At 72.7% G+C, this 12394-nt stretch carries 13 protein-coding genes and 1 riboswitch; of the genes, 12 read left to right on the forward strand and 1 reads right to left on the reverse strand.

Annotated elements, in window-relative coordinates; translation table 11 throughout:
* Positions 1-93: 93 nt before the first annotated feature.
* The 5 genes from JOD49_RS13350 to JOD49_RS13370 all read left to right on the forward strand — a co-directional run bounded on the left by JOD49_RS13350 (position 94) and on the right by JOD49_RS13370 (position 4713).
* Positions 94-837: a glutamine amidotransferase gene (locus JOD49_RS13350; protein WP_205307606.1), complete on the forward strand. Its 744-nt coding sequence runs from the start codon at positions 94-96 to the stop codon at positions 835-837.
* Entirely contained in the window at positions 837-1820 is a 984-nt protein-coding gene (locus JOD49_RS13355; protein WP_205307607.1) for a ribokinase, read from the forward strand. Before JOD49_RS13350 ends, JOD49_RS13355 begins: the two co-directional genes overlap by 1 nt.
* Positions 1821-1961: 141 nt before the next feature.
* Positions 1962-3053, forward strand: a complete 1092-nt coding sequence (locus JOD49_RS13360; protein WP_205307608.1) for a DMT family transporter — start codon at positions 1962-1964, stop codon at positions 3051-3053.
* Positions 3050-4099, forward strand: a complete 1050-nt coding sequence (locus JOD49_RS13365) for a phosphotriesterase family protein (protein ID WP_205307609.1) — start codon at positions 3050-3052, stop codon at positions 4097-4099. The genes JOD49_RS13360 and JOD49_RS13365 overlap by 4 nt, the downstream gene beginning before the upstream one ends.
* Positions 4100-4269: 170 nt before the next feature.
* The gene (locus JOD49_RS13370; RefSeq protein ID WP_205307610.1) at positions 4270-4713 is read left to right on the forward strand and encodes a DUF1905 domain-containing protein; all 444 of its coding nucleotides are present in this window, start codon (positions 4270-4272) and stop codon (positions 4711-4713) included.
* Between the two features lie 60 nt (positions 4714-4773).
* Here the strand turns inward: JOD49_RS13370 and JOD49_RS13375 are convergent, their stop codons facing one another.
* On the reverse strand, positions 4774-5043 hold the full coding sequence (locus tag JOD49_RS13375; RefSeq protein ID WP_205307611.1) for a DUF4235 domain-containing protein: 270 nt from the start codon (positions 5041-5043) through the stop codon (positions 4774-4776).
* A gap of 172 nt (positions 5044-5215) precedes the next feature.
* A riboswitch (TPP riboswitch) is annotated at positions 5216-5341 on the forward strand.
* Positions 5342-5397: 56 nt separating this feature from the next.
* Between JOD49_RS13375 and JOD49_RS13380 the strand changes: the two genes are divergently transcribed.
* The 7 genes from JOD49_RS13380 (at position 5398) to JOD49_RS13410 (ending at position 12281) form a co-directional block, all read left to right on the forward strand.
* Complete coding sequence (locus tag JOD49_RS13380; protein WP_205307612.1) at positions 5398-6489, forward strand: thiamine ABC transporter substrate-binding protein; 1092 nt, start codon at positions 5398-5400, stop codon at positions 6487-6489.
* A 2-nt stretch (positions 6490-6491) separates the two neighbouring features.
* On the forward strand, positions 6492-8192 hold the full coding sequence (locus JOD49_RS13385) for an ABC transporter permease (protein ID WP_205308983.1): 1701 nt from the start codon (positions 6492-6494) through the stop codon (positions 8190-8192).
* The gene (locus tag JOD49_RS13390) at positions 8192-9445 is read left to right on the forward strand and encodes an ABC transporter ATP-binding protein (RefSeq protein ID WP_205307613.1); all 1254 of its coding nucleotides are present in this window, start codon (positions 8192-8194) and stop codon (positions 9443-9445) included. The genes JOD49_RS13385 and JOD49_RS13390 overlap by 1 nt, the downstream gene beginning before the upstream one ends.
* A 219-nt stretch (positions 9446-9664) precedes the next feature.
* Entirely contained in the window at positions 9665-9991 is a 327-nt protein-coding gene (locus JOD49_RS13395; protein WP_205307614.1) for a DUF4235 domain-containing protein, read from the forward strand.
* 82 nt (positions 9992-10073) lie between these two features.
* Positions 10074-10700 (forward strand): hypothetical protein, encoded by a 627-nt coding sequence (locus tag JOD49_RS13400; RefSeq protein ID WP_205307615.1) that lies wholly within the window; start codon positions 10074-10076, stop codon positions 10698-10700.
* A gap of 142 nt (positions 10701-10842) precedes the next feature.
* Positions 10843-11463, forward strand: coding sequence for a dihydrofolate reductase family protein (locus JOD49_RS13405; RefSeq protein WP_205307616.1), 621 nt, complete (start codon positions 10843-10845; stop codon positions 11461-11463).
* A 182-nt stretch (positions 11464-11645) separates the two neighbouring features.
* Positions 11646-12281, forward strand: a complete 636-nt coding sequence (locus JOD49_RS13410; protein WP_205307617.1) for a hypothetical protein — start codon at positions 11646-11648, stop codon at positions 12279-12281.
* The last annotated feature ends 113 nt before the right edge of the window (positions 12282-12394 follow it).

Below are 12394 nucleotides of genomic sequence, written 5' to 3' on the forward strand. Positions count from 1 at the left end.
TGCCGCGCGCCTAGGTTGTTGCGCAACAGCAACACAACATTGCGCAACGTCGCCGATGTGCGGCGGAGCCCGAACCGTCTTGAGGAGAACCGCATGAGCCGCGTGCTGCTAGCCGGAGAGTCGTGGATCAATGCCGCGACGGACTACAAGGGCTACGACGCCTTCCCGCACGCCCAGCTGGAGATCGGCTGCGCCAAGCTGCTCGAGGCGCTCGCCGCCGAGGGCCACGACGTCACGCACCTCCCGTCGCACCTCGTCGCGACCGACTTCCCGTCGACCCTCGAGGAGCTCGACGCCTACGACGTCGTCCTCCTGTCGGACATCGGGGCGAACACCCTGCTGCTCCCGCCCGTCGTGTTCTCCGAGGGACGCCCCTTCCCGAACCGCCTCAAGCTCCTCGCCGAGTGGGTGCGTCGCGGCGGCGGCCTCATGATGGCCGGCGGCTACCTCAGCTTCCAGGGCTTCCAGGCCAAGGCGAACTACCACGGCACCGCGGTCGAGGCCGTCCTGCCCGTCGAGATCCTCCCGTACGACGACCGCGAGGAGACCCCCGAGGGCATCAGCGGCGAGCTGACCGACGTCGAGCACCCCGTGACCGCGGGCCTCGATGCCGAGTGGCCCATCCTGCTCGGCTACCAGAAGCTCACGGCCAAGGCCGACGCGACCGTCCTCGCGACCATCGAGGGACGCCCGCTCGTCGCTGTCCGCACCGAGGGCGAGGGCCGCACGCTGGCCTTCGCGTCCGACATCTCCCCGCACTGGGCCCCCCGCGAGTTCATGGAGTGGTCCGGCTACGGCAAGCTCTTCGGCCAGGCGATCACCTGGCTCGCAGGCTGATGAGCGCCCACCCCGAGGGCGGGGTCACCCCCGCCCTCGCCCCGCAGGCCGCGGCCTCCCCGGAGGTGACCGTCGTCGGCAGCCTGAACATGGACATCCGGCTGACCGTCGACCGGATCCCGCGCTCGGGCGAGACCATCAGCGCGACCGGGCTCAAGCGCTCGCCCGGCGGCAAGGGGGCCAACCAGGCCGTCGCCGCCGCTCGCCTGGGCCGTCGCGTCGCGATGGTCGGGGCCGTCGGGGACGACGACGCGGGCCGCGCGATCACGACCCGTCTCGTGGCCGAGGGCCTCGACGTCGCGTCGGTCGCGATCTCCGAGCAGCCCACCGGCACCGCCGTGATCCTCTGGGAGCAGCCCGAGTCCACGATCGTCATCGAGGCGGGCGCGAACGGCGACGTCGACGAGGCGTTCGTCGACGCGCGCGACGCCGCGGTCCGGGCGATCGCCGACGCACAGGTCGTCCTGTGCCAGTGCGAGACCCCTCTCGGTGCGCTCGCCGCCGTCACGCGCCTCGCGACCGGGACGACGATCCTCAACCCGGCCCCCGCGGTCCCGGTCCCGGCCGAGATCCGCGACCGGTTCGACGTGCTGGTCCCCAACCGGTTCGAGCTCGCGACCCTCGCGGGCGCGAACGAGGCCCCCGAGTCGCTCGCCGACGTCGTGGCCATGGTCCGCGGTCTCGCCTTCCCGGGCGACGTCGTCGTGACCCTCGGGGCCGACGGTTCGGTCGTGGTGCCCCGCGACGGCCTGCCGACCCCCGTCCCGGCCGTGCGCGTCGACGCGATCGACACGACCGCCGCGGGCGACAGCTTCTGCGCGGCCCTCGCCGACGGGCTGCTGCGCGGGGAGGACCTCGTCGGGGCCGCCCGCTGGGCTGCCCGCGTCGCGGCCGTCACGACCACTCGCGACGGGGCCATCGAGTCCCTGCCGCTCGCCGACGAGGTGCCTGCCGTCCCGCAGGGCCTGACGCCGGAGCACTGACCCGCACGACCCCCACCCCGCACGACCCCCACCCCGCACGACCCCCACCCAGCCCGACCACTCAGCGTCGACCCAGGGCTGACCGTTCGATCGGTCCTCCGATCCGACGTACCGTCGAAAGATGAAAGGCACGGCCAAGCAATGAAGCACACCACGCCGGAGACCGCCTCCCGCTCGGGAGGCACCCAGTCGGTCGACACGTCGACCCAGCGCAGCACGGTCAAGACCACGGCGACCGCTCTGCTCGTCCTTGCGACCGTCCTCGCCGGTGCCCTCGGCCCCATGCAGGCAGCGGTCAACGGTCAGCTCGGCAAGACGATCGGCGACGGTCACGCCGCCGCCCTCATCTCGTTCGGCACGGGCCTGGTCCTGATGTTCGTCATCGTGTTCGCACGGCCCGTGACGCGGCGCGAGGCGCTCGCGATCCCGAAGCTCATCAAGGGCCGCACCATCCCGTGGTGGAACTTCCTCGCGGGCCTGTGCGGCGCGGTCATCGTCCTCTCGGAGGGCGTGACGGTCGGTGTCCTGGGCGTCGCGACGTTCCAGATCTCGCTCATCTCGGGTCTGGTCATCTCGGGCGTGATCTGCGACCGCCTGGGCGTCACGGCCTCGGTCAAGCAGCCGCTCACGTTCTTCCGCCTCGCTGGTGCGGTCCTCGCGATCGTCGCGACGGTCATCGTCATCTCGCCGAACTTCTCCACCCCGCACACGATCGCCCTCGCGATCATGCCGTTCGTCGGCGGTCTCCTCGCCGGCTGGCAGCCCGCGGGCAACGCCGCGGTCGCCGACGCCACGGGCTCGATGCTCGTCTCGATCGGCTGGAACTTCCTCGTCGGGTTCACGGCCCTCGGCATCGCCTACGGGATCCGTGCCATGACCTCGGGTGTCGACTTCCAGCTCCCCGGCTCGTGGTGGATGTACCTGGGTGGCCCCCTCGGCCTGCTCTCGATCGCCCTCATGGCCCTGCTCGTCCGCGGTCTGGGCCTGCTGCTCCTGGGCCTCGCCTCGACGGCCGGGCAGCTCGTCGGCTCGCTCCTGATCGACGCGGCGATCCCGTCGCTCGGTCACACGATCTACGCGGCCACGATCATCGGCACGGTGATCGCGCTGATCGCCGCGGTGATCGGCATGATCCCGTCGGGCAAGGCGGGAGCGTCGGCGGGAGCGGCTCCGGGTGACGCGGTGGCCGCCGCCGTCGGCGGTGGTGAAGCAGGAGAGGTGAGCCCGCGATGAACGTCACGCCGGCCGGATTCGTCCAGACCGTCACGGGGCCCGTCGCGGCGTCGGACCTGGGGCTGACCCTGCCCCACGAGCACCTGTTCAACGACCTGTCCGGGGTGCTCGACGCGCCGAGCTACGAGTTCTCCCAGGCCGTGATCCGGGAGCCGGTGTCCGCGTCGGTCGCCTGGGCGCTGCGCCAGGACCCGTACTGCTGCGCCGACAACATCGCGGACAAGCCGGTCGCGGCCGTCGAGGCGGAGATCCGCAGCTTCGAGGCTCTCGGCGGGCGGACCGTCGTCGACGCGACGTCGAGCGAGTCGATCGGGCGCAACCCCGAGCGCCTGCTCGACGTGGCTCGCCGCACGGGCCTCAACGTCGTCATGGGGGCGGGCGCCTACCTCGAGAAGTTCGAGGGCGAGCGCATCACGGTCCAGTCCGTGGAGGCGCAGGCCGCGGCGATCTCGCGCGAGCTGTCCGACGGCGTCGGGGACACGGGCATCCGGCCCGGAGTCATCGGGGAGATCGGTGTCTCGCCGGACTTCACCGAGGGCGAGCGGGCGTCGCTGCGTGCCTCCGCGCTGGCCCAGCTCGAGCACCCGCACGTCGCGATGCAGATCCACCTGCCGGGCTGGCAGCGACGTGCGCACGCGATCCTCGACCTCGTGCTCGACGAGGTGGGGGTCCGGCCGGAGAAGGTCGTGCTGTGCCACATGGACCCGTCGGCCGAGGACCCCGAGTACCAGTGGTCGGTCGCGAAGCGGGGGGTCTGGCTCGAGTTCGACATGGTCGGCATGGACATCACCTACCCCAAGGAGGGCGTCTCGCCCGACCCGCAGACGACCGCGGGCGCGGTGCACCGGTTGATCGACCTGGGGTTCGCGGGGCAGGTGCTCCTGAGCCACGACGTGTTCCTCAAGCAGATGTGGGTGCAGAACGGCGGCAACGGGTTCGCGTACGTGCCCACGGTCTTCACCGAGATGCTCGCGAAGCGTGGGGTCGAGCGGGACGTGCTGCGTCGCCTGACGCACGAGAACCCGGCGGCGATGCTCACGGCGTGACCGTGTGACGGTGTGTGACCGCGAGTTAGAACGTGCTGCGCGAGGGAGTGCGCGGTGCGTTCTGCCTCGCGCAGCACGTTCTGCCTCGGCCCCGTGCTCCGGCCCGACGGCGGGGCGACCGTCGAGCGGTCGGCGCGCCACGTCGTCGGGCCGGTGGAAGACTCGGGCCCATGCGATTCCGGGCGACGATCCTCCAGAGCGGCAAGACGGCCACCGGCATCCCCGTACCCGACGACGTGGTCGCCGCGCTCGGTGCGGGCAAGCGCGTCCCGGTGAGGGTCACGCTCGGCGGTCACACCTACCGCAGCTCGGTCGCGCCCTACCGGGGGCAGTTCATGATCGCGCTCAGCGCGGAGAACCGGGAAGCGGCCGGGGTGTCGGGCGGGGACGAGGTGGACGTCGAGATCGAGGTCGACGACGCCCCGCGCGAGGTCGCGGTGCCCGACGACCTCGCGGCGGCCCTCACGGCCGAGGCGCGCGCCGTGTTCGACGCCCTGTCGGTCAGCCGCCGGCGCGCGCTGGTCGAGCCCGTCGAGGCCGCGAGGACCGCCGAGACCCGGCAGAGGCGCATCGACAAGGCCGTCGCGGCACTGGTGCAGGAGCCGCCGAGGTAGGGCGTGGTGCGCGAGGCGGAGGGTCCTGGCCCTCCGCCCCGCGCCAGGGCTCGGCGTCCGTCAGGACGCGCGGGCCACGAACCGCTTCACGACGCGCTTGGCCTCACGGCCCGCGAACCGCCGTGCGAACACGCTGGCCGCGGCGGCCGCGGCGGCGAACGTCACGGCGCTGATGACGCTGACCTCGGGGTCGTCCAGGTCCTTGGGTGCGTCGTGCCCCGTGGCCTTGGCCCACACCACGGTCACGACCTTCTGCGCGACCCAGCCCGCGGCCAGCGTCAGTGCGACGGTCGCGACCTTCTCGGTGAGGGTCTGCTCGTTCTCGGCCATGTGTTTTCCTCCGGTGAGGGTGAGGCGGGCGGGGCGGTGCCGCCGGCGTGCACGCAGGCCCGACGGCGGAGCTCACGTCCCACCGTAGCCGTCGCCCGGGGCGCGGCGCGCCCCGGGCGACGTCACACGCCGGAGCCCTGCCTGCGCCGTCGGGCCGCGGTGTAAAGTCGCAGGTGAACGACAGGGGAGCGCCGTCCGCCCGGAGACAACGGGCGACGGGCGCTGAGAGTGCGGACCACCGCAGACCCTCGAACCTGATCCGGTTAGCACCGGTGGAGGAAGTCGGGCTTCTCATACCTCGCTCACGGGACCATCCGTGCGCGAGGCCCCTCCTGTGACGTCCAAGGAGGACACGTGAACACCATCAGTACCCGCCGCAGCCCCGCCCACAGGATCGGCCTCGGGCTCGTCGGCGGGATCGGCGTCCTGGCCCTCGCGGCGTGCGCCGGCACGACCGACAGCGGCTCGGGGGACGGCTCGTCGAGCGCCGCGAACGGCACCGTCACCCTCGTCACGCACGACTCGTTCGCGGTGAGCGACGACGTGCTCGCGGCGTTCGAGAAGGAGTCGGGGCTGACCGTCGAGCAGGTCGCCCCCGGTGACGGCGGGGCCCTCGTCAACCAGCTCGTCCTGACCAAGGACGCGCCGCTGGGCGACGTCGTGTTCGGGATCGACAACTCGTTCGCGACACGCGCGATCGACGAGGGCGTGCTCGAGCCCTACACGCCCGCGGGCCTGGCCGACTCGGCCGCGCAGTACGCGATCGGCGACGGAGCGCTGACCCCCGTGGACCTGGGCGACGTGTGCGTCAACGTCGACCACGCCTGGTTCGCCGACAAGGGCCTCGCCGAGCCCGTGACCCTCGACGACCTCACGAAGCCCGAGTACAAGGACCTGCTCGTCGTGACCAACCCCGCGACCTCCTCGCCCGGGCTGTCGTTCCTGCTCGCGACCGTCGGCGCCTACGGCGAGAACGGCTGGGAAGGCTACTGGGACGAGCTCAAGGACAACGGCGTCAAGGTCGTCGACGGCTGGTCCGACGCGTACTCGGTCGACTTCTCCGGCTCCGAGGGCAAGGGCCCGCGGCCCCTCGCGCTGTCCTACTCGACCTCCCCGGCGTTCACCGTCTCGGAGGACGGGACCTCGACCAGCACGGGCGCGCTGCTCGACACGTGCTTCCGCCAGGTCGAGTACGCAGGGGTGCTCGCCGGGGCCGAGAACCCCGAAGGCGCCAAGAAGCTCGTCGACTTCCTCGTGAGCGACGCGTTCCAGGCCGACATCGCCGACACCATGTACATGTACCCCGCGAACTCGGACGTCGCGCTGCCCGAGGGGTGGGCCGAGTTCGCACCGCTGTCCCCGGAGCCGTTCGAGGTCGCCCCCGCCGACATCACCGCGCACCGCGACGAGTGGATCAAGGCGTGGACGTCGACGGTGATCGGCTGAGCATGACGCCCATGAGCCGGGACCTGGCACCCGGCGTACGGCGCGGCGGGCGGGTCCTCCTGTGGGGGCTCGCCGCCGGGCTGCCGCTGCTGTTCCTCGGGGTGTTCTTCGCGTGGCCCGTGGCGACGCTGATCGCGCGCGGGTTCGTGACCGATGGCTCCCTCGACCTCTCCGGCTTCGCCGAGGTGTTCTCCGAGCCGCGGACCTGGCGCATCATCGGGCTCACGCTGTGGCAGGGCGTGCTCGGGACCGTGCTCTCGGTGCTGCTCGGCGTCCCCGGCGCGTACGTGCTGTACCGGTGCCGGTTCCGGGGGCGCACGTTCCTGCGGGCCTTCGTGACCGTGCCGTTCGTGCTGCCGACCGTCGTGGTCGGCGTCGCGTTCCGGTCGCTGCTCGTCGAGGGCGGGCTGCTCGGGTTCCTGCGGCTCGACGGCACGTTCGGGGCGATCGTGCTGGCGCTCGTGTTCTTCAACTACTCGGTCGTGGTCCGCACGGTCGGCGGGCTGTGGGAGCACCTCGACCCGCGCGCGGAGGAGGCGGCCCGCGCGCTCGGCGCCTCGCCGTGGCGCGCGTTCCGCTCGGTGACGCTGCCGTCCCTGGCCCCGGCCATCGCGTCCGCGGCGTCGATCGTGTTCCTGTTCTGCGCCACGGCGTTCGGGGTCGTGCTCGTCCTGGGCGGCATCCAGTACGGGACCATCGAGACCGAGATCTGGATCCAGACCACCCAGTTCCTCGACCTGCGCACCGCGGCCGTGCTGTCCGTGGTGCAGCTCGTGGTCGTCGTGATCGCGCTGAGCGTCGCGAACCGGACCCGCTCCCGGCGCGATCGCGCGCTCAACCTGTCCGCGGCGACGTCCGCCGCCCGACCGTTGCGCCTGCGCGCGGACGCCGTCCCGCTCGTGGTGACCGCCGTCGTCGTGCTCGGCCTGATCGCCCTGCCGCTCGTCAACCTGCTCGTCCGGTCCTTCCAGACCCCCGCCGGGTGGAGCCTCGCGAACTACGCGAACCTCGGCACGACCGGCGGACGCAACGCCCTGACCGTGACCGTGTGGGAGGCGGCCGCCAACTCGCTGCGGACCGCGGCGGTCGCGACGCTCATCGCGGTCGTGATCGGTGGGCTCGTGGCGCTCGTCGTCTCGCGGCGCCCGCGGTCCCGCACGGGGCGGCGCGCGATCGGCGCGCTCGACTCGGTCTTCATGCTCCCGCTCGGGGTCTCGGCCGTCACGGTCGGGTTCGGCTTCCTCATCACGCTCGACAAGCCGCTCGGCCTCGACGTGGACCTGCGGACCTCGGGCCTGCTCGTGCCGATCGCGCAGGCCGTCGTCGCGATCCCGCTCGTCGTGCGCACGGTGCTGCCCGTGCTGCGCGCGATCGACCCGCGTCTGCGCGAGGCCGCCGCGACCCTCGGCGCGTCGCCCGCGCGCGTGTTCGCCGCGGTCGACGGGCCCATCGCGGCCCGGTCGCTGGGCCTCGCGGTCGGGTTCGCGTTCGCGGTCTCGCTGGGGGAGTTCGGGGCGACGTCGTTCCTGGCCCGCCCCGACACCGCGACCCTCCCGGTCGTGATCTTCCGGCTCATCGGGCGGCCCGGCGCGGAGAACTACGGCATGGCGCTCGCCGCGAGCGTGGTCCTCGCGGTCCTGACAGCAACGGTCATGATGGTGGCGGAGCGCCTGCGCGGCGACCGCTCGGCAGGAGAGTTCTGATGGACGGAGCCCAGGTGGTGGAGCGAGCAGGAGCCCGTGGCGGTCGGCCCGGGCCGCGGGACGTGCCCGGTGCGCTCGGCCCTGCCGACGTGACGGTGGGCCGCGGGCTCGCGGTGCGCGACGTCGTCGTGCGCTATGCGGACCCCGCGTCCGGCAAGGGGCCCGGGACGACGGCCGTGTGCGGCGTGAGCCTCGACCTCGCCCCGGGCGAGGTGCTCGCGCTGCTCGGGCCCAGCGGCTGCGGCAAGTCGAGCCTGCTGCGCGCTGTCGCGGGGCTCGAGCCGGTGGCCGCCGGGTCCGTGTCCTGGGGCGGGCGCGATCTCGCGGGCGTGCCCGTGCACCGGCGCGGGTTCGGCCTCATGTTCCAGGAGGGGCAGCTCTTCCCGCACCGGGACGTCGCGGGGAACGTGGCCTTCGGGCTGCGGATGGCGGGGGTGCGCCGGACCGCGGCGAGCGACCGCGTGGCCGAGCTGCTCGAGCTCGTCGGGCTCGCAGGGTATGCGCAGCGGCCCGTCGCGACGCTCAGCGGCGGGGAGCGCCAGCGGGTCGCGCTCGCGCGTGCGCTCGCCCCGGAGCCGCAGCTCCTGCTGCTCGACGAGCCGCTCTCGGCGCTCGACCGCGGGCTGCGCGACCGCCTCGCGGGCGACCTGCGGGCCGCGCTCGTCACGACCGGGACCACCGCGCTGTTCGTCACGCACGACCACGACGAGGCGTTCACCGTGGCCGACCGCGTGGCCGTCATGGACGCCGGTCGGTTGCTCCAGGTCGCGGCCCCCGAGGACCTGTGGCGCGCGCCGGCCTCACGGCGGGTCGCGGAATTCCTGGGCTACCAGGCGTTCGTGCCGCTGCGTGCCGTCCCCGCCGAGCTGTCAGAACGAGCGAGGAGTGGAGTGCTCGCTGATTCTGACAACTCGGCGGGGGCGGGCGCACTGCTCGCGATCGGCCCGACGGGGCTCGTGCTCGCCGCCCACGTGTCAGAACCAGCGATGGGTGGAGTGCTCGCTGGTTCTGACAGGTCAGCGGGGTGGACGGGCACCGTCGTGCGCAGCGCCTTCCGGCGGGGACGCACCGAGGTCACGGTCGACGTGGACCTCGGTGCGGGGACGCAGCGCGTCGTCGCGCTCGGCTCTCCGCCGGGCGGCGCCACGACTCCCACGCCCGACGGCGTCGCGCACCACCCGCTCGCACCCGCACCGGGAGAGCAGGTCCGGGTCGTGCTCGACCGTGCGGGCTGCGCGGTCGTCCCGGGCTGAGCCCGGGCGCCGTGGCCGAGAGGTGACCTGCGGACTCATGATCCGTCGGTCGGTCATGTGGTTGGCGTCGCTCGAGCATGCGGTGGGCGTTCGGAAGGACGCCCATACCGACGTCGACCGCATGCTCGCCGCCAGGAGGGAACCGAGGATGCCGTGGGTTCCCAGGGTGCCGGTGGTGCCCGCCCTGCGACCGACCGGCTCCCGCGTTAGCGTCGAACGATGACGAAGACCACGAGCGACCACGTGTCCGAGCGCACCGAGGAGCACGGCGGCAAGGCCGCGAAGATCCTGTACCGGCCGTTCGGGCTGGCGAGCTCGATCATCGGTGGACTGATCGCCGGCCAGGTGTTCAAGCAGGTCTACAAGCGCGTCTCCCCGGGCCACCGCAAGGACGCCCCCACGCCGCTGCAGTCCGAGTACCCGCTGCGCGAGATCCTCATCGCCTCGCTCATCCAGGGAGCGGTGTTCTCCGGGGTCAAGGCGCTCATCGACCGCGGCGGGGCGCGTGTCTTCCAGAAGTGGACGGGGGAGTGGCCGGGCGACTGATGTCTCGGGAGGGGCATGGCGGCGGTGGGCGAACCAGACAATCGGGTGGCGCTCGACGGCACCGGGCGCGGACACTGCACGGATGATCACTCTGCGTCCCGTCCTCGAGGTCCCCCGTGACGAGGGGTTCTCTCTGTGGCCGGTCGCGGAGACCGGGTGGTTCCTGCCTCTCGACGGGTCGATCAGTCAGGCGGAGATCGGGTCGGCGGTGATGGCCGTCGCGAAGACGTGCTCGCCGCGGACCACGGAGGGCTCGCAGCCCCCGGCCGGAGACCAGGTCGAGACCTTTCTCCACGGCATGCTCACGGCCCAGCGGGTGTCGGCGTTCGGAGGCTTGAGCCTCGAGGATTCCGTGACAGGCGCGTCGGTGGATCCCGGCTGCTGCGTCGCGCTGGGCGAGTGGCGGGGCTGGTACGGACTGCTGGACGGGACGGGTGCCTACCTGGGGCACAGTCCTTCCCCCGGGAGCGAGCTCGTCGACGACGTCGTCCGGATGACGGCGGACACGGAGGAGGCCGACAGCCCCACGATCGAGGTTCCGGTGGCCGACCTCCGTCGCCTGCTGGCCGGCGTCGAGCGGGACCTGACCGACTTCGTGGGGGCGGTCTCCGACTGGGCCGCGCGCTGCGCGCCGAGCCGGGCGTCCGACCTCGCCACGGTGTTCGCCCGCGCCCTGGACGTGGGGGTCTCGGAGCCGCCCCCGTCCTGACCGCGCGCACGGCCCGACGGCGTCGCGCACCTGCGCGCGCCGCGAGCCCCGTCGCGTGCCACGGTGGGACCAGGGGACCGATGATTTCGCGGCCCGGTCCTGGTCCAACCGTCGTACCGGCAGACTCCCGAAGGGACCCATCATGGCCAAGCTCGTCTCGACCCTGTTCATCTCGCTCGACGGCGTGGCCGAGATCGACCCGGCCTGGCACTTCCCCTACTTCGACGAGCACATGGGCGCCGCGGTCGACGAGGACTACTCGGGCGTCGACACCCTGCTCCTGGGGCGCGTCACGTACGACAGCTTCGCGGGGGCCTGGCCCGGTCGCGAGGAGGCCGGCGAGGAGGACGCGGTGTTCGCGAAGCGGCTGGGCGACGTGCGCAAGGTCGTCGCGACCCGCGGCGACGCGGACCTCGGTTGGCGCAACACCGAGCGGATCGACGGGGACCTGGTCGAGGCCGTGACGACGCTCAAGGAGACCCCGGGGATCGCGAAGGTCCTCGTCGCGGGGTCTCTCTCGGTGGTCCGGCAGCTCCTCGCCGCCGGGCTCGTGGACGAGCTGAGCCTCCTGGTCCACCCCGTCGCGGCCCGCAAGGGCGAGCGGCTCTTCGACGAGGGCGAACCGGTCTACCCCTTGCACCTGCTGCGCTCCGAGGTGTTCCCCACGGGGGTCGTGCACCTGGTCTACGGGCCGAGCGAACTGCCCGGGAGCGAGGACTACGAGGACGTGAAGGACAAGGTACCGGGCGGCGCCGAGGGCTGACCGCGGGGGTGGCCGTGGTGGCCGGGCTGAGGGCCCTCCCGGGGTGCGGCGGCTCCGGCAACGTGTGAGGTGTCCGGGCCTCGCTCGCGGCCGCGTCCCGACCGGACAACTCCCGACCGTATGGTTGGATTTGACCGGTGAACTCGTTGCGGAGGCATGTCCTCTCTGTTGTCCTGCCCGGTGTGCTCGGTGCGACCCTTCTGACGGGGTGCGCGTCACCCACGGACGCCGGTGGCGACGGCCCTGCGGCCGACGCTCCCGCCCCGGCTGCGGCCACGGAGAGCTCGTCGGCGTCGGGAGCGTGCGACCTGATCGGTGCCGACCAGGTGACCGCACTGGCCGGCCAGTCTCTCGACGGCCCGTTCGAGACGACGGTCGCGGGCAGCGTCGAGTTCCCTGCCTGCGTGTGGGGCGACCCGGCGGGCGCCACGGTCCAGGTCTCGCGCATCCCGGCCGCGGACTGGGCACAGCAGCTGCCCGAGATGCTCCAGCAGCTCGAGGCGACGGGACTCGTCGACGACGCGGAGAACACCCGCAAGATCCGCGAGGCGTCGGCGCTCGTCGGCACGGGCGAGAAGCTCGACGCGGTGCAGGCGTGCGAGATCTTCTCGACGACGATCGAGATCGCGGGCGGCGAGCCGGGCCGCACCGAGACCGTCAACATCGTGCCCTCGCTCGAGGACCCGCAGGCGCTCACGGGCCAGTCGTGCCGCGACGGGATCTTCTCGTCCGTGCTCGTCATGAGGGACGGGATCACGGGCGCCCCCGAGGAGGTCGCGACGGTCGAGCAGGCCCTCGCGGCGGTGGCGGCCCACTAGCCCTGCCCCCCAGCCCCCCAGCCCCCTGCCCCCCCGGCGTCGAGAACGGGGTTGAGGTCGTCCCGGACGACAGGACGACCTCAACCCCGTTCTCGGCAGCAGGCTGGCCGGCT

The organism is Oerskovia jenensis, assembly GCF_016907235.1.
Classification (GTDB): Bacteria; Actinomycetota; Actinomycetes; order Actinomycetales; family Cellulomonadaceae; genus Oerskovia; species Oerskovia jenensis.